Annotated in this window: 15 protein-coding genes; 10 read left to right on the top strand and 5 right to left on the bottom strand. The window is 58.3% G+C overall.

The window, feature by feature from the left end:
• The first annotated feature begins 18 nt into the window (after positions 1 to 18).
• Positions 19 to 954, top strand: a complete 936-nt coding sequence (nadA, locus tag ABIQ96_RS02845) for a quinolinate synthase NadA (RefSeq protein WP_348213029.1) — start codon at positions 19 to 21, stop codon at positions 952 to 954.
• Here nadA and ABIQ96_RS02840 read toward each other — a convergent pair whose 3' ends face one another.
• Genes ABIQ96_RS02840 through ABIQ96_RS02830 form a run of 3 tightly spaced genes read right to left on the bottom strand, consistent with a single transcriptional unit; the run spans position 955 to position 5,593 of the window.
• Entirely contained in the window at positions 955 to 3,495 is a 2,541-nt protein-coding gene (locus ABIQ96_RS02840; protein WP_348213028.1) for a PEP/pyruvate-binding domain-containing protein, read from the bottom strand.
• On the bottom strand, positions 3,492 to 4,409 hold the full coding sequence (locus ABIQ96_RS02835; RefSeq protein ID WP_348213027.1) for a phosphatase PAP2 family protein: 918 nt from the start codon (positions 4,407 to 4,409) through the stop codon (positions 3,492 to 3,494). The genes ABIQ96_RS02840 and ABIQ96_RS02835 overlap by 4 nt, the downstream gene beginning before the upstream one ends.
• Positions 4,364 to 5,593, bottom strand: coding sequence for a 1-acyl-sn-glycerol-3-phosphate acyltransferase (locus tag ABIQ96_RS02830; RefSeq protein WP_348213026.1), 1,230 nt, complete (start codon positions 5,591 to 5,593; stop codon positions 4,364 to 4,366). Before ABIQ96_RS02830 ends, ABIQ96_RS02835 begins: the two co-directional genes overlap by 46 nt.
• Positions 5,594 to 5,746: 153 nt before the next feature.
• Here ABIQ96_RS02830 and ABIQ96_RS02825 point away from each other — a divergent pair, with 153 nt between their 5' ends.
• The 3 genes from ABIQ96_RS02825 to ABIQ96_RS02815 all read left to right on the top strand — a co-directional run bounded on the left by ABIQ96_RS02825 (position 5,747) and on the right by ABIQ96_RS02815 (position 8,362).
• Positions 5,747 to 6,271 carry an adenine phosphoribosyltransferase gene (locus tag ABIQ96_RS02825; protein WP_348213025.1) on the top strand — a complete coding sequence of 175 codons (525 nt, stop codon included), beginning with the start codon at positions 5,747 to 5,749 and terminating at the stop codon, positions 6,269 to 6,271.
• 100 nt (positions 6,272 to 6,371) lie between these two features.
• On the top strand, positions 6,372 to 7,925 hold the full coding sequence (locus ABIQ96_RS02820; RefSeq protein WP_348213024.1) for a glucose-6-phosphate isomerase: 1,554 nt from the start codon (positions 6,372 to 6,374) through the stop codon (positions 7,923 to 7,925).
• The gene (locus tag ABIQ96_RS02815) at positions 7,922 to 8,362 is read left to right on the top strand and encodes a hypothetical protein (protein WP_348213023.1); all 441 of its coding nucleotides are present in this window, start codon (positions 7,922 to 7,924) and stop codon (positions 8,360 to 8,362) included. The genes ABIQ96_RS02820 and ABIQ96_RS02815 overlap by 4 nt, the downstream gene beginning before the upstream one ends.
• Before the next feature lie 55 nt (positions 8,363 to 8,417).
• Here the strand turns inward: ABIQ96_RS02815 and dinB are convergent, their stop codons facing one another.
• Positions 8,418 to 9,458: a DNA polymerase IV gene (dinB, locus tag ABIQ96_RS02810; RefSeq protein WP_348213045.1), complete on the bottom strand. Its 1,041-nt coding sequence runs from the start codon at positions 9,456 to 9,458 to the stop codon at positions 8,418 to 8,420.
• A gap of 141 nt (positions 9,459 to 9,599) precedes the next feature.
• Here dinB and ABIQ96_RS02805 point away from each other — a divergent pair, with 141 nt between their 5' ends.
• The 4 genes from ABIQ96_RS02805 (at position 9,600) to ABIQ96_RS02790 (ending at position 14,309) form a co-directional block, all read left to right on the top strand.
• Positions 9,600 to 10,850: a hypothetical protein gene (locus ABIQ96_RS02805; protein WP_348213022.1), complete on the top strand. Its 1,251-nt coding sequence runs from the start codon at positions 9,600 to 9,602 to the stop codon at positions 10,848 to 10,850.
• Positions 10,851 to 10,905: 55 nt separating this feature from the next.
• Entirely contained in the window at positions 10,906 to 12,201 is a 1,296-nt protein-coding gene (locus ABIQ96_RS02800; protein ID WP_348213021.1) for an SGNH/GDSL hydrolase family protein, read from the top strand.
• Positions 12,202 to 12,242: 41 nt separating this feature from the next.
• Positions 12,243 to 13,502, top strand: a complete 1,260-nt coding sequence (locus tag ABIQ96_RS02795) for a hypothetical protein (RefSeq protein ID WP_348213020.1) — start codon at positions 12,243 to 12,245, stop codon at positions 13,500 to 13,502.
• A gap of 177 nt (positions 13,503 to 13,679) precedes the next feature.
• Complete coding sequence (locus tag ABIQ96_RS02790) at positions 13,680 to 14,309, top strand: hypothetical protein (RefSeq protein ID WP_348213019.1); 630 nt, start codon at positions 13,680 to 13,682, stop codon at positions 14,307 to 14,309.
• Positions 14,310 to 14,432: 123 nt separating this feature from the next.
• Here ABIQ96_RS02790 and ABIQ96_RS02785 read toward each other — a convergent pair whose 3' ends face one another.
• A complete protein-coding gene (locus ABIQ96_RS02785) occupies positions 14,433 to 15,263 on the bottom strand; it encodes an isocitrate lyase/phosphoenolpyruvate mutase family protein (protein ID WP_348213018.1) in 831 nt (276 codons plus the stop codon).
• An 870-nt stretch (positions 15,264 to 16,133) separates the two neighbouring features.
• Between ABIQ96_RS02785 and ABIQ96_RS02780 the strand changes: the two genes are divergently transcribed.
• Together ABIQ96_RS02780 and ABIQ96_RS02775 are read left to right on the top strand one after the other, a co-directional pair.
• Entirely contained in the window at positions 16,134 to 16,838 is a 705-nt protein-coding gene (locus ABIQ96_RS02780) for a hypothetical protein (RefSeq protein WP_348213017.1), read from the top strand.
• A gap of 278 nt (positions 16,839 to 17,116) precedes the next feature.
• Complete coding sequence (locus tag ABIQ96_RS02775) at positions 17,117 to 17,641, top strand: hypothetical protein (protein ID WP_348213016.1); 525 nt, start codon at positions 17,117 to 17,119, stop codon at positions 17,639 to 17,641.
• Positions 17,642 to 17,725 lie beyond the last annotated feature (84 nt).

Genomic DNA, 17,725 nt, shown 5'->3' with positions numbered 1-17,725 from the left:
ACCAACCGGACCCACACCATGCCCGCCGCCCTCGATCTCAAGGAAGAAATCCTCGCGCTCAAAAAGGCGCGCAACGCCGTCATCCTCGCTCACAACTATCAGACCGGCGACATCCAGGACGTCGCCGACTACGTGGGAGATTCGTTAGGCCTCGCCTATCACGCCAAGGCGACCGAAGCCGACGTCATCGTCTTCTGCGGCGTCCACTTCATGGCGGAGACGGCAAAGATCGTGAACCCTGGAAAAATCGTGGTGCTTCCCGATGCCGACGCAGGCTGCTCGCTGGAGCAATCCTGCCCGGCTCCGCAGTTAGAAGCGTTTCTCAAGGCGAATGCGGAGAAGAATTATTACGTCATCGCCTACATCAACTGCTCCGGCGGTGTCAAAGCGCTGTGCGACGTGATCGTCACCTCCGGCAACGCCATCAAGATCGTCAACCAGGCTCCTGCTGATCGACCGATCCTTTTCGTCCCCGACGAAAACCTCGGCGCATGGGTCATGGAACAAACCGGCCGCAAGATGGACTTGTGGAAAGGCAACTGTTACGTCCACGTCGAGTTCACCCGTGATTCGATCAACCGGATCAAGGCCGAATACCCAGACGCCCTCGTCGTCGCCCATCCTGAATGCACCCAGGCAGTTAGACTGCTCGCCGACGAGGTCTGCTCGACGGAAAAAATGATTTCCTACTGCAAAAACGCGCCGGTGAAGGACATCATCGTCGTCACCGAGAGCGGCATGCTCCACCGCCTGCGCAAGGAGTGCCCGGACAAGAACCTCATCGCCGGCCCCACCGACCGCTGCGCCTGCGCCGACTGCCGCTACATGAAGATGAACACGCTTCAGAAACTCCGCGACTGCCTCGACAACCTCCAACCGCGCGTGGAGATGGAGGAATCCCTCCGCAAACGCGCTGAGATGCCGTTACTGCGAATGTTGGAGCAGTCAAAGTAATCACGGCATTTCGGCCTGTTCTTCAATGATCTCGACCCGCCCGGCACCACCGTCCACGCGCACGCGCTGCCCGTTTTTCAAGCGTACCAACGATTCCCTAACTGACATCACCGCCGGGATCCTCATCTCGCGGGCCGTCACTGCGCCGTGCGACAATGGACCACCGCTTTCAGTAATTACGGCGATCGCACTGTAGAACAACGGTGTCCATGTCGGATTCGTCGTCCGCGACACCAGCACCGCGCCCTTTGGAAATTTCGCGAAATCGTCCGGTGTCCGCACAACAAACACCGGCCCCTCGGCGACTCCGGCGCTTCCCGCCAGCCCCGATAGAACAGTCCCTCCAGAGCCCGAATCTCCGTCGTTCACGACATCGTACTGCCCCAGAATCCACTCCGGCTTGCGGACGAGATCCACCTGATAGGCTTCCTTCTGTTGCTGAACCTGTTCGGAAAATTCATTCCATCCTTCAACCGAATCCGTCATCAGAGCATGCTCCATTTGCTCCTGATGGGCGAAGAACACATCCATCGGTTCTGCCAAAACACCACGCTCCACCAGTTTTTCACCCAAGGCCCGCAATCCGCGCCGCAATGCGGGGGTGAGTCGCGTCGTCTGATAGTGTTCCAAATCATCAAGGCTCGTGTAAGCCCGGGCCAGTCGCAGCAGTTCATGGAAAAAGAAATGTAGATCGGGCGGTACTTCTGAAAACAGCTCCACTTCCGCCTGCTGTGCGCTGATTTTCAACTCACGCTGTTTTTCCGAAGGATTACAATCCATCGGCGTTTGTAAAATGAGCCGGAGATTGTCGATGACGATCCACGGTGCATCTCCCCATGTCGCCGCGTAGGCATCGAAGTCCACCTCGCGGTGGCCGTGATCTCTCAGAAAGCGTTCAAAGCGTCTTTCAAATTCCGGATCATCCGCCAAAATCCCAAGCTGAATGATTTCACGCGAACTCGTCCGTAAAATCCGATCCTTCAAATTCGGGGTCCGTCCGGCGAGTTGCGCGAGTTCAAACAGCTCCTTGTTGATCTGGCCCGTCTTGGTTTCGCACCAGGCCATCAAGTGATCGAAAATGACATCCGCATCCGCCGTGCCGATCACCAGTTTCAACATCCCGTGTAGCACCTGATAGATCATTCCATGCGCGATGGAAATCGCGATGTTCGGCAGAAAATACTGCGCACCGTGTTCATTCACGGCGAGGACATGACGCCAGATTTCCAGCGGCGCTTTCGCATCCAATGACTCGGCCTGATAGCGGCCAAGTGTCACCAAATAGTGATCGAGGTCACGCATCCAGGCGACCGGCAGCTCCTGCACCCAGCCGAATTGTTGGCGCAGTTGTGGAATTGTCGCACGCAACTCTTCGAGCGAGCGCACGGCGAAAGGAGCACGCCGGGCATAAAGCTCCACCGCATTCTGATTGCCATAAATGTAGTGTCCGAACTTCGCGAACCACTTGCCGGAGAACGAAGGAAAGTCCAGCAGCCCGAATGAATGGTTCAACGAACGGTGAAAGCCGGACTCCACGAAATCCCAAGTCAGCGGCGTGATCACATTGGGAAATCGCTCGGCGGATTCATCGCGTGTCCACAGCGGCGGGATGGTCGTGATCGGGCGCGATTGTAAAAGCCAGAGATGATCATCCGCGAATGCCCACTCGATGTCCTGGGGAAAACCGTAATCCTCCTCCACCCGAGCTAACAAATCCGCAAGATCCTTCAATTGCCCGTCGCTTAAGCTGGCCTGAGCGGACTCGGCATCGCCCAGATGAACCTCGTGCGTTCCCGATGTGCCACTCATCACTTTAAGCGTTTTCCTCCCGATCGATGCCGAACGCACCGCGCGGGTGGACTTGTCGATCGTCCACTGATCCACCTCCCCTTCCCCGCTCACGACGGATTCACCCAGACCGAAATTCGAGTTGATGACCATTTCACCGAGCCGTCCGTTGATCGGATTGATGCTGAATCCAACGCCCGCCGATTCGCTGAAAATCATCTGCTGCACCACCACCGCCATCACCGCCTTTTCGTGGTCAAAGCCCTGCTGCTGGCGATACGCGATCGCCCGATCCGCCCATAGTGAAACAAAGCAAGCCCTCACCCGATCCAACACATCGGCCAATCCGATCACATTCAAAAACGTCTCGTGCTGCCCCGCAAACGCGGCTCCCGCCAGATCCTCCATGGTGGACGACGAGCGCACGGAAAACGCGGTTCCTTCGGGAAATTTCCCGAACTGTTCCGCAATCTCGGCACATGCAACCCGCGGGAGCGGCAACCGCAGGAGCCCCGACTGCAATCCCTCGCTCTCGGAACGCAAAGCGGCGGAATCATGAAATGATAACTTCTTCAAGTTCCCCAACAACTCTCCCGACTGCGCGACGAAATCCTGATAGACCGCGGCGATTACGATAAAACCGGGCGGCACCTGAAACCCACGTTGGGTGAGAAGTGAGAGATTGGCACCTTTTCCTCCACTCAGTTCGAGCTGGGCGGCGGGCGGTTCATCGAAGCGGAGGATGCAGGTCATGATTTTGGCGGTTTAGATATTTCAAAGGAGGAATTTCCCCAACGGCTCGTGAGCCACAGCGCGAATGCGGCGAGTGCAAAGCCCGCAAGAAGATCTGCGAAGTAGTGATAGCGCAGGTAGATGGTCGCACACCAGATGCCGACGCAAGGGACGAGGTAAAGCCGATGCCGCCAGCGCGTGTGAAGTCGGTCGAAGAAAAGCAGATAGCAAGAGATGGCGCAGTGCAGGCTGGGAAAGACATCCACGCCGTTGCTGCCTTTCTCGACTATCAGCGCGTTGAATCGGGTGACCACCCAGCCGGTCAGCGGCACACTGAATTCACCCGGATAAGCCAGATGCGGGCCACCGGCGGGAACAAACGAATAGCCCAGAAAACCCAGACCATAGATCGTGAACATGCCTACCATCAGTTTCCTGAACAGCGGCAATCCGCGGTAGGCGTAATAAAACCAACTAATCATCAGATAGGGAAAAAACATCAGATAGCAAAAACTCAGCACCTCGGTGAGAACCGGTGTCACCACCTCCTGGGCTCGGACGCTCAGAATTGCGCCGAACAACGCCTTGTCGAAACCCGCCAGCATCTCATCCCACTTGTGAGAATTCACCTTCATGACGGAAGATTTCATATTCATGAAAGCCACGTTCATCACCACCGCATAGAACCATAGGCGGCATCGCCAGCTCAGAGTTGTTTCGCGCAGGCGGCACCATGCGATGACCGAAGTATTCGTCAGAATCAGGGCCAGATAGAGCAGCGAATCGTGATCTGACGGTCCGACAGTCATTGCCAGCCTTACCCAGAGAATCACAAGAAACGCTCCGAAAAACCACTCATGGGGCAGCAAGCCAGCTTTACGGGACCAGTTCATTCGGGAGGAAGATCTTCCAAAAGCAGTCGGTGAAATTCCCAAGCGTGTCTGATAGATGAGCGGTGGATCAAACCGTTCCAAACCGCAACCGCCACCTTCTTCGTTCGATAGAGGGATTGGATGGCGAAAATCGTTAGCACAATGTAACCCGCCGACCATCCAATACCGGCAACGCAGCCCAATCCGACGGTCATCGCGAGACACCATATCACAAACACCGGCAAACCTACCAGAATTCGCCAGAGAGCGATGACATTCAGATCATCCGCGAGTTTCCGTGATGCCAGCCACCCCAGCAGCAGAGGCGGGAAATTGACCAATGCCCCGGCCAGCACAAGCGGCCCGAGCACCAGCAGCGAGAATGCGTAAATTCCCCACGCCCTGCCGGGAAACAGCGGCACACCCTGATGCCGCAGCGTGGGCCGGGAGGCAAATTCCGCGCTCAATTCTGTCCATCGGTCAGATAACAGCTCCGGCACTCCGTTCTCCATCACCTTGAGCGATTCGAAATAGCTCCGTCGGGTTCCAAGAGTCGCCGCATAGGCAAGGCGGCAGGCGGCTTCCTGATCTTCAGCAGAAGGAAAATTCACTCCTACGGCCTCCAGCGCGACATTCATGCGCCGCTTCATTTCCTTCAGTTTTCCCAAATCGCTCAGACCATCGGAAAACATGCTAGAAATCGAATCACCCACCACAACTTCGACCTTGCTGCGAAACACCCACGCCCGCTCGTAATGAATGCCGAGCGGGATGATCGTGAGCGGAACACCCTGCGCCAGCGCATCCAGAGCCATGCTCGCCGCGCCGCTCTTGAATGGCAAATGACGCGGACCCAGCGAACTCGTGCCTTCCGGAAAAACCACCAGTGCCCCGCCGCCCGCGAGCAAGTCCACGCATTCCCGCAACGCCGCCTCATTTTTCCCGGCATCCCGCTCGTCCGTCTTCCGCGCCACGGCGATGCCATCGAAGAAAAGCCTCGCGAAAAAACTGCGGCGCAATTGCGTCGAAATCAGAAACACGCCGCGCGGCACCACCTGATGATAGATGAACCCATCCACCGCGCCGTTGCGATGCAATCCAACATACAAGACCGGCCCATCCGCTGGAAGAAGCTCGGGATTCAGCACCGTAATGCGGTCGAAATAGATGCGGGCGCAGAGCCAGTGGCAGCAACGATACCAAGCCCGCGAAAAAAGGGCGGTGGTTGGGATCGGCCGGGCATTCATGACTGCCCGCGTTTTAACTGAGCTTCAGCCCCAGACGTTAATTGAATCTTTCAATGCCACCATCGACTGACTCGATGATGTCATTAGACGACTTTCATCGCATTCCCTGCCTCTGTTCTTGATTCCCGTGCATTAAATCCGGATTCTCCACGCATGTCCAAGTCCGCCGCCCTTTACGCCGCTATCCGCGATGTGGTCGATTTCCCCAAGCCGGGGATTATTTTCAAGGACATCACTCCCGTCCTCGCCGATGGCAAACTTTTCCACGACTCCATTTCCCTGCTCTGCGAAACAGCGGGCGGTGCTAAAATCGACAAGGTTGTCGGCATCGACGCACGCGGATTCATCTTCGCCGCCGCGGTGGCCGACCGGCTTGGTGCGGGCTTTGTCCCCGTCCGGAAAAAAGGCAAGCTGCCGTGGAAGACCCGTCAGACCGCCTACTCTCTGGAGTATGGCGAATCCATCGTAGAGCTTCACGAGGATGCGGTGAAACCCGGCGAATCCGTCTTGCTGGTGGACGATCTGTTAGCAACCGGCGGCACCGCAGCAGCTTCCGTCAAACTGCTTGACGAACTGGGTGCTAACATCGTGGCGATTTCCGTGCTGATCGAACTCGAATTCCTCGCCGGACGCGCACGGCTGACACCTCACACCGTGCATTCCATCCTTACCTATTAGTCCGGCTAATTTGCCAATCACCCATCATTCATCGCCCATCACTTGTCCTTGATTGATCGCATTTTCCCATTCAGTTTAATCAACCCAACCTCTTCACATCATGTCCTGGCAATCCTACAACCAAAGTCTCGTCCGCTATCCTCAATTCGGTTTCTCGCTCGATCTCTCGCTGATGGACATCGAGCCGGCACAAGTCGCCGCCTTGCAACCCAAGATCGCCAAGGCCTTCGCCGACATGGAAGCGCTGGAAGCCGGCAAAATCGCCAACCCCGACGAAGGCCGCATGGTGGGCCATTACTGGCTGCGCAACGCCAGCCTCGCTCCGACGGACGAAATCCGTCGCTCGATCACCGAGCCGCTCGATGATCTGAAACGTTTCGCCGAGAAAATCCATACCGGTGCCATCACTCCGCCAACGGGAGGAAGCTTCAAGCAAGTCCTCCTGATCGGCATCGGCGGCTCCGCACTCGGTCCGCAACTCGTCACCGAAGCGATCGGCCAAAAGGCTCGGCTACCACTCTACTTTTTCGACAACACCGACCCCGCGGGCATGGATACCGTCCTCGCCGAGCTTTCGAAAGTTGGTCTCGACCGCACGCTTGTTCTCGTCATTTCCAAATCCGGAGGCACCGCCGAAACCCGCAATGGAATGTTGGAAACGAAAGCCGCCTACGAAGCCGCCGGCTTTGATTTCGGCCGTCACGCCGTCGCCGTCACAGGCACGGGATCCAAGCTCGATCAATTCGCCACCAAACACCACTTCATCACCACCTTCCCGATGGAGGACTGGGTCGGCGGCCGCACTTCGGTTCTCTCCACCGTCGGCCTCGTTCCCGCCGCGCTTCAGGGTCTCGATATCGACGCCATGCTCGAAGGTGCCGCCGCGATGGATGTGGAAACCCGGAAGCACGACGCTGCGAAAAACGCCGCCATGCAGCTCGCCATCGCCTGGTTCAGCGCGACCAACGGCAAAGGCGAAAAGGACATGGTTGTCCTGCCCTACAAGGATTCGCTCGTGCTGTTTTCGAAATATCTCCAACAGCTCGTCATGGAGTCGTTGGGCAAACACCTCGACCTCGACGGCAATGTCGTCAATCAGGGCATCGCCGTCTATGGCAACAAGGGTTCGACCGACCAACACGCCTACGTCCAACAGCTCCGCGACGGTGTGAACAATTTCTTCGCCACCTTCATCGAAGTTAGAAAAGGCCGCGCCGGCCATAGCATCGAGGTCGATCCCGGCACCACCACCGCCGACTACCTCCAGGGCTTCCTCCGCGGCACCCGCAAGGCCTTGCACGAATCCGGCCGCAAATCGATCACCATCTCGATTCCAGAGGTCACGCCATTCCAGTTAGGACTGCTCATCGCCTTGTTCGAACGCACCGTTTCGTTCTACGCCACCCTCGTCAACATCAACGCCTATCACCAGCCGGGCGTCGAAGCGGGAAAAAAGGCCGCTGGCACTTTCCTCGAAACCCTCAACAAGGTCCGCGGCCACCTCACCGCATCGGCGAAAACCGCCGACGCGGTCGCCACCGAGATCGACGCCGATCCGGAAGACGTCTATCACTGTCTCACGCATCTATCCGCCAACGGCGAGGTCCAGATCTCGATTGGCGCGACGCCTGCTGAAGACAGTTTCCAACTTTGAGCTTCAAACTACCAAAACCTCCGCGCCAGAAGCGCTTTGTCCCTCCCCCGGGGATCCTAACTACCAGCACCGCGATCTTCTTCAGCGGTTGCGGGGTGGTGCTTGTCATCGGCGGGATCCTGATGTGGCTCAACCACCTTTTTCCCGACCGCAGGAACGACCGCCTGCGGACTTACCTCTCACCTGACGGAAAACTCCAAGCTGTGTTGTTTCGGAGAACCGTCCAAGGCCACGATACCTACACCACCCACGTCGCGATCCTCGGAGCCGGGGAAGAGCTCCCCAACCGATCCGGCAAGGCGTTCATCGCCGAAGGAGAGCCCGCGGTCATCGTGCACTGGGAGGACAACAAGCATCTCGTCGTCAAGGATCCCGAAGGAACCCACGTCATCCTCCGCGCGGCGCAGGTGGACGACGTGATGATCAATGATCATTGAACGACCTAACCAAGCAGCTTCTTTCCGCTGTCCGGAGCAAATCCCGGCAATCGGACTAACCGAAAAACTCCATCTGCTCGACTTCCTTCGGATCCGCGAAACGGACACCGACACCCAGCAGACGGACGGCACGGTTGTTTCCGCGCTTCCAAGCTTCGGCTAGCAGCTCTTCAAATACCGCGTGATCAACGGTATGTCCCGCGCGCTCGGCGGTGGTGCGGTCGAAGTCGGCGAATTTCATTTTCACGACGAGCGAGCGGATGACCCGGTCGGCATGGGATTTCGCAAGGTCTTCGAGCAGGCCTTCGATCATGCCGCGCATCGGCGGGATGAGCGAGGAAAGGACTTCGATGTTCTCGGAAAAGGTGGTCTCGCTGCTAACCGATTTGCGGGTACGGTCCGCGGTGACGGCCCGGTCGTCGATGCCACGGCAGAGCTGCCAGAGCTCGATCCCCCATTTGCCGAAGCGGCGGGCGAGTTCGATTTGATCGAAGGCCTGAAGATCGGCGCACGATTCGATGCCGAGGGCGCTGAGTTTTTCCCGCATCTTTTTGCCAACGCCCCAGATACGGCCGACAGGCAGCGCGGCCATGAACGCTGGAATCTCCTCATCGGCGACGTGCTTTTGGCCGTTCGGTTTGTGCCAGTCCGAGGCGATCTTGGCGATGAGTTTGTTAGATGAAATCCCGGCGGACGCGGTGAGCCCTGTTTCCTCTAAAATCTGGGCGCGAATCTCGCGGGCAACCGATTCGCCGCTGCTGTGGAGATGGGAAACATCGAGGTAGGCTTCGTCGAGCGAGAGCGGTTCGATGAGTTCGGTGAAGCGTCCGAAAATGGCGCGGATCTGTGAACTGACCGCGCGGTAGAGATCGAACTGGACGGGAACGAGGATCAGGTGCGGGCAGAGTTCGAGCGCCTTGAAAACGGGCATCGCGGAACGGCATCCGTATTTCCGCGCCTCGTAGTTCGCCGTGGTCAGCACGCCACGCCGCTCGCTGCCACCGACGCCAAGAGGCTTGCCGCGCAAGGCGGGATTTTCCCGTTCCTCGATGGCAGCATAGAAACAGTCCATGTCGATGTGGATGATTTTCCTCACGTGGCGGGCGGCATTGTCGTTTGCCCCAGCGGGGAGTTCCACCGGTTTGTTTCCCGGTGCGGAAAAATCTTTAAAGCATTCCGAAGGATCGACACCCGGGAAAAGTTCTGGCAAGAAGCCGTTGTCTTCCAACATTCGCCGATGGCTGAAGTGATCCAATTCAACTGCCCCGCTTGCGGGACGACGCTCCGGTTGCCCTTGGCGATGGCCGCGCAACAGGGTCCCTGCCCGAGCTGCCAGCGGGAAATCGTCGCTCCGGATCCTTACCGGGGAATCGGTGGCTATGAAGTGCCGCCGCCGGTTTTGTCGATAGAGCCCGAACCTTACAGGCCGTTTGCCGAAACCCCACCACTGGTCCCGAAGAAAGCGGAAGTGATCGAGAAAACTCCGGAACCCGAGCCGGTGGAAATCGTGCCTGAGCCGCCCGCGGAAATTCAGCCTCCCGAAGTGGTGGCAACTCCCCCGCTCCCCGTAGCGCAAGCGTCGGTTGGCAAGCAACCGCAGCGGGCGATTCTGGTGCTTTCCTGTCTATGGGCGGGCACGGTCGGACTGGCGATGGGAATCGCTTTCGGAGTGCGCTCGCCCCAATTATTCACGGCCACACCCGGTGCCACCCAACCATTGATCGTGGTGCCGAAAGTCACAAAACCGGCGGTCGTGGTCCCTCCACCGGTGGCCGGACCAGCACCCGCTCCTGTTGTGGAAAAACCGGTCGTAGTCGCGCCGAAAATCGACCCTGTGATTCCACCGGCAAAAGTCTCCGCTGCGGCGGAAGCAGCCCTCCAGGCATTTCTCGGTGCCCCGGACTGGGCGGCACGCAGCGCCTACGTTTTATATCCGGACCGGGTCCGCGCGGCGATGGAAGCATATTCCCATGAAGTGCGCGACGGCCCCACGGCTTTCAAATCGATCTCGGTAAAGCAAAGCCAAGTCGATGAAACGTCGGGAAACACCCTGTTCATCTTCATCGTCGCCACGGAGCAATTTCCCACAGGCATCCCGGTCGCGGTGAAGGAAACCGGCGGCGGCTGGCTGGTCGATTGGCTGGCGTTCGTGGAATTCCGTGATTCGCTGTTTCAGAAATTCCTGGACGGCCCTGCGGGCAAAGCCGGATTTTTCCATCTGGTGGTCACCGTTCCGCCGCCGAGCCCGACGGAGATGGAAAACGAACATTTCTCCAACTACCTGCTGCAATCCCCACTCGCGGAGAAATCCCGGCTGGCCTATGTGAAGAAAGATTCGGACGCCGCAGCCACTCTGGAAGCGCAAACCGCCAGCGGCAGGACCTACGCACCGGTGCTCGAGGTGGAAAAACGCACGACACCGGACAAGCAGGATTATTTCGAGATTCTATCGGTAAAGGCGGACGATTGGTTTCCCCGGGAAAATTAGACCCGCCAACTGATTGGCTTGCAAGGTGGCGGCGATTCGTCCCGTTTCCTGCGGCATGACCCGAACCCTCCGGCTGCTGCCCCTCGTTTTCGTCCTGCCCGTTTCCGCGCGCGAACTCCCACCCCTGCCTGCGGATCTATCCGCCTACGTGCTGACAGAAGCTCCCGAGCCCGCCGGACTGTTGCTGAAAAAAGGCGACCGCGTCGCGATCTGCGGCGACTCCATCACGGAACAGAAGCTCTATTCCGTCCTGATGGAAACTTACCTAACCGCATGCCTGCCGGAGCTCGACATCACCTGCCGCCAATACGGCTGGAGCGGCGAGCAAGCCGCCGGATTTCTCGGCCGCCTCGAAAGCGACGTGCTGCGCTTCAAGCCGACCATCGCCACGACCTGTTATGGCATGAACGATTTCCGTTATGTGCCCTACGACGATAACATCGCCGCGGAATACCGGAAGAACCAGACGGCGGTGGTGGATGCCTTCAAGAAGATCGATTGCCGGGTGGTGTTAGGTTCACCGGGAATCATCGACTCGGTGCCGCAGTGGGTGAAGTCCGCCAAGGGAACACAGCAGGATCTGAATCTGAGCCTTTCCCGTTTCCGCAACATCGATGTGGAAATTTCCAAGGCTGGCGGCGTTTCATTCGCGGATGTCTATCGACCGATGCTCTTCGCGAACTACGAAGCAAAGAAAAAATATGGTCAGGATTTCCGGGTCTCAGGAAAAGACGGAGTGCATCCGCTGTGGGCGGGTCATGTCGTGATGGCCTACGGATTTCTCAAAGGCATGGGCATCGGCGGCGACCTCGGGTCCGTGACTTACGATGAAGCGACCGGCAAGGCGGAAGCAGCGAATGGCCATGAGGCCCTATCAGCCGCGAACGGCGAGATCAAACTCCGCAGCACCCGGATTCCATTCAGCCCCGGCCCCGGTGTGACTGACAAGGACGACTCCATCCGCGCCGGCATGGCGCTGGTGCCGTTCGACGATGACCTGAACCGTTTCACATTCACCCTGAAGTCGCCGAAATCCGCCAACTACACGCTCACTTGGGGCGAGCAAAGCCATACCTACACCGCCAAGCAGTTGGAAGCCGGGATCAACCTTGCGAAGGACTTCGACAACAACCCCTTCGTTCCGGCATTCAAAAAAATCCAGGACGCGGTCACGAAAAAGCAGGCCTATGAAACCCGCCAGATCAAGGAGCTCGCTCACGGCCCCGAAGGAAAGGCCGACATCGACGGCACCTTCGCCGTCACCGAAAAAGCCCGCGCACCGCTCGAACAAGCCGTTCTTGATGCGAAGCAACCCGTCGAGCATGTGATCACGATTTCCGCGGCACCCTGAAACAACAATCGCCACGGTCCCGTAGAACCCGTTTGAAAGCCATGAAACGCACGAACCTCATTGTTACCCACGCCGCCGTATTTTCGGTGGGGATCGCCGCCGCCATGATCTTCAACGGATCCCGTGATTCACAGTCACCTTCGACCTCCTCCGACAACGCCCGTTCAAGCCGTTCGGGTTCTTCGGCGGCTACCGGAAGCCTTGCAGCCGATGGAATCCGGACGCCAAGATCTGGCTCGGACGACGCCCGCGCCCTTTCCAAAAAGGAATCCAAAACTCCGACCGAGCGCATGTCCGACATCGTCCGGCTGACCGATCCCTTCCAGCGCCAACGCGCCATGATGGACTTGATCGACACGCTCGGGCCCGACCAATTCGCGGCAGTGGCAGAGCAATTCCGCCAGCTCGATCACTTCGGCGATTCCCGGGGGGAATACGATCTGATCCTGCGCGGCTGGGCCAAGGCCGACCCGCTGAGCGCCCTCGACTACGTTTCAAAACAACCTAACAACCGAGGTGCGAGTGCCACCATTCTCTCCACCTGGGCCGGCAACGACGCGTCCGGTGCGGAACGTTGGGCCATCGATCACTTCACCGGTGAAGGTGCGAACCCCTACATGTCCTCGGTCATCCGCGGGATCGCCACCACCGACATTTCCCATGCCTCGGAACTCGCCCTGGCCATGCCATCAGGACGCGAGCGGGGCGATGCGGTGAGCGGCATCACCGACGCCCTCTTCATGCAGGGCCTCGATGCAGCCATGGCCTATCCCGCATCCATCACCGGCGACGATCAATTGCGCGGTGGATTCGTCGCCGCCATTGCTAACAGGCTTATCGGAAAAGACCCGGATCAGGCGGCGACCTGGCTCGCTTCGATGGATCAGGGCGACATCCAAAACCGCGCCTCCCGACAGGTGGCGGACGCGCTGGCAAGAACCGATACCTCCAAAGCCGCCGCGTGGGTAAAGACATTGAAACCCGAAGCCCAAGCCGAAGCAGCGCGTGGCGTCATTCCCATCATGTCCACCTCGGACATCACCGCCACCGCTCAGTGGGTGACCGGACTCGCCGGAACACCCGGATACGACAACGTCGTCGAGGAATTCGTCTGGAGCTGCAACGGCCGCGCGCCCGAGCAGTCCGCCGCGTGGATTCAGGGAGTTTCCAATCCGGATCAACAGCGCCGTCTCTACCACCGCATGCTCGGCGAATGGGCCCAACAGGACCCCGCCGCCGTGAAGCAATGGGTTGCCACTAACAACGTCCCGGATGACGTCCGCCGACGCTTCTCGCGCTAGGACGCGAATTTCGAGGATCTATCCCTCCCCCTCGTGCGGGCAAACGGTCTGCGTCTCGTTTTGATCGAGACGCGCCCCCCGGTAGCCAGCGTTCATCCTGCGCCGCGGCCCGCGGGGAACTTTTTTTCTCATGGCAGCGGTAAGGAATTACCGCTAGATTCCCATCCCACACACCTCATGAAAATTCTTCTGACCCTGCTCGCGCTGAATTTGCTAACGGGCCTCCGCGCGGAAGATGACGTCGCGACAAAACCCACCGGCTACTGCCTGGAGGACAAAGTGCCGCAGGATCCGCTCACTGTGCGGGCGCTGGAGCGGCTGGAAGAGAGGCTGGGAATCCGGTTCGACATTCCGTTTCCAGAGGATTTTGATTGTGACGCTTATAAAAAGCAGCCGCTGGCACTGTTGACGGCGGATGGAAAGAAGATCTGCATCACCCGACCGATCGTGAATCCGTTCGACGAGCCACGCACGGTGGAATGGATGATGGGGCCGGAAGATCCCAAAAAGCTCGGGTATGAGAGTATCGACTGCGCGTTCGATCTGGACGAGCGGGGAGAGTTTTCCCGGCTCAACTTGCAGGCGGATTGGGCATCGGTCGGAGGCAATCATCTTTTGGATCGCGGTGATGATGAATCCGGCCGCGACTTTTTCGAACGAGCCCGCCTGACCTATCGGGACCGGGCTGGCAGGGCGCAGGACCAAGCAACGGCGCAGCTCTATCTGGCGGCGTTTGAAAAAGTGGCGGTTGCGATCCAGGCATTGCGCAAGGAGGAACCCGACAAAGCGCCCGGAACGGTGAAGTGAGGATTTCTTTGACGGTCCGGGAATCAGTGACTACCCGTTCCGTCCAACCCGCCCGGTCCCGACCCGGTGGGCTTTTTCGTGCAGCTGCCTTGGACTGTTGCAACCTACTACCGCAGTCCAAGCTCACCCCATCCCGAACCACCGCTTCATCTCCGGACCGCCCGGCAGCGTCTTGGTAAATCCAAACGTCCCGTTCTGTTGGATTTCATCCACCGCGCTGACGAGTCCTTGCAACGCTGCCTTGTAGAGCGCGCCTCCCATGCTGATCCGCTTCACTCCGGCTGCTGCCAGCTCCTCCATGGAAAATCCCGCGCCCGGCAGGCCTGCTAGAAAATTCACCGGCTTCGAAACGGATGAGCACACCGCCCGCACCGCATCGAGCGTGGGCAGACCGGGGGCGAAGAGCACGTCGGCACCCGCGGCTTCGTAGGCTTGCAGGCGGCGGATCGTGTCATTGAGATCCGCGCTGCCACGGAAATGGTTTTCCGCGCGGGCGGTTAGGGTGAAGGGAAATGGCAGGGCGCGCGCGGCTTCCACGGCGGCGGTTAGGCGGTCCACCGCTTCCGCGATTTGGTAGAAAGGGCGCGACGGATCGCCGGTGTAGTCCTCGATCGACCCGCCGACCAATCCCGCCTCGCCAGCCAGCCGGAAGGTTTCCGCAATGGCTTCAGGCGTTTCGCCGAAGCCCGCTTCCAGATCTGCGGAGACCGGCAGGTCGCACGCGTCCACCACGCTGCGGGCGCTGGCGATGACCTCATCCCGCGACAGCGCGCCATCCCACACGCCCGAGGCGAGCGCCGAGCCGAAGCTGGTGGTGGCGAGCGCTTGGAATCCCCGGGCGGCTAACAACCGCGCCGAGCCGGCGTCCCAGGGATTCGGAATCACGAAGGGCGTGGCGGCTTCGTGCAGTGCGCGGAAGCGCAGGGCTTTTTCGGCAGTGGTGGGTCGTGTCATGGGAAATGGGAAGTGAGCGGTTGGCGGAAGATCGTGTGATTCATCACTCTTCATGACGGGACAGTCATCCGTTTTGTGACAACTTCCGGAAAATAAAACGCAGCGGGGCTGTTTTGGAAATGATACATTTTTTCCGCGTGAACCGCGGATAAGGGGGCATGGACGTCTCGTCCATGCGTGGGGACGAGACGTCCCCACCCCCTATTTTCAGACAGTCTCTGAGAGAAAAACCTGCGAATCATCGAAAAAAACCATGCGTTTCTAACCCGCATTCCAGAGGCTCCGCACGAGGGGCCTATTAGAAACAGTTCCCGACATTTCCAAATCACCTCCTCACACGCCGGCGGGTCTCGGCGCGGATTACCCCGGCGACCGTAACATCTATCCATCACTTTCAAAACAAATCAGGCAGACTTTACGATTTGTCGTGCCATCGCCCGGAGATTTCCCTAACGAATAAGTCCTAGCGGACATCGACCTCATGGACCTTCCCCTCCTCCCCACCCGGTCATTTCCGCGCCGCCCGTGCCGCAGGCGATTCGTTTGCAACAGTTCCCCATCCGTTTTTCGATTCCCCGGTTTCATTTCCCACAGCCCGAATGTGTTTCCCGATTCTCCCGGATCGTTTCCCGCCTCGTCGGGATCGTTTTCCCGATCTCCCCATCCGTTTTTTGTTTTTCCGGAATCGTTTTCCGTTCCTCGGGATTCGTTTTCCGCGTCTTGAAAATCGTTTCCCGCTCCCCCCCGGTCGTTTCCGGAGCCCCGAAATCGTTTTTCGCCCGAGCCCTCCCGTTTTCCCCGGCTCCGCCCACCTCCGACTCTTCTCTCGCCTGAAAACTGAAAACTGAAAACCAACAAACTGATACCACCATGACCAAAGACCAAATCAACAGCGCCAACATGCTGCAAACCACCCTGCTGATTCTCACCCTCCCGGGGAACGCTGCGATCTACAGCGCCCTCCCCGCCTTCGTCCGTGGCGTGACCGCGCTCGAAGGCAGCATCAATGTCCTCGGCACGCTGGCCCAGGCGCAGGGCAGTCCGCTCACCGGCATCGCTCTGGATAAGGAGCGTCTCCAGCGTTCCCTGATTACGCGCCTGCTCATCGTCTCCGGGGCGGCCGGGGCCTATTCCTACGAAGCCGGAAACCACACGCTCGCCGCCAAATTCGACTTCAAAGAAGGCGCTTTGAAAAACCTGCGCGACTCCCTGCTCGATGAAATCGCCCAAGGCGTCCACGACCAAGCCGCCGCCATCGTCGCCGCCCACGCCGTGAAAGCCGCCGATTACAATCTCACGCCCGCCATGCTGACCGATCTCCAAAGCGCCATCACCGCCTACGGCTCCACCCTCGGCACCCCGCGTGCCGCCATTGCCAACCGCACCGCCATCACCGCGGCCATCGCCGCCGAACTCGACCGGGCCACCGATAGCCTGAAAAACGTGCTCGACCGCCTCATCGTCCAATTCGCCGCCGACCACCCGGCCTTCACCACCGCCTACGCCGCCGCCCGCAAGGTCATCAGCACCGGCACCACCTCCAAACCAGCCGCGACCGTACCGCCGATTTCTTGATCCTTTACGCGAAACAGGCCGCATGATTGCCTAGCCGATCATGCGGCTTATTTTCATCCTTTCCCCCTATCCCCAAAAATCAAAATTAGACAAAACCATGTATCAGTTGGCACACAAGCCGGCGAAAGGAAATGTATCCGAATCTTCATTCCATCCGTAACCTCTTCCCTAGCTCTTCCACATCATAAAAATCAAGCCGCAAAATGGGTGAATTGAATTGAGGTTTACCCCGAACGTATCCATCCTCCCAAGACAGAACATACTGTTAGCCAAATAAAATGAAGACGAATGCAAATCACGCTCTGACTGTGGCGATAGCGCTCTCGATGGGCGCAACGAGTTTAGTTCACGGCATCGAGTGGTATGAACATGCTTCGGTCACTGCCACGGAAGATGCCGATTACTTGAAGGCAGTCAAGGAGTGGCATTCTGACGAGTATCTGCGAGCGAAGGGGCCAATCAACTTGAAGTACTATGTCGATTCGAAGATGGTTGATGCGCTACCTGATCGAATCAAGAAGCTTAAAATTGGAATGAGTGAGGGCGATGTGCAGAACCATTTATCAGATGGATTTTTATACGCATGGGGATTTAATACGGCTTCCCACGGCATGGTGCAAATTCCGGAAAGAACAAAACCACAAGAAATTACATTCCAATATAAGTTGACCGAGATCAATCAAGAACGTTCAGCCCAGCGTAGTCGTTTTGATCTCCTCATCCACTGGAAATGCAATTACGATAAGGATGGGTTTAAGCTGACTTATTTAGATGCAAGACTAATCCAACCGCGAAAAGGCTAAACAAGTCGTGTCGCACCAACCGGCCATAACCTTTTCAATTTCACTTCAATTTCCTTTCAATCGCGCCGGTGGGCGTACATCAAA

The sequence above is a fragment of the Luteolibacter sp. genome, from assembly GCF_039920825.1.
Lineage (GTDB): Bacteria > Verrucomicrobiota > Verrucomicrobiia > Verrucomicrobiales > Akkermansiaceae > Luteolibacter.
This window is presented reverse-complemented; position numbering and strand designations above follow the sequence as displayed.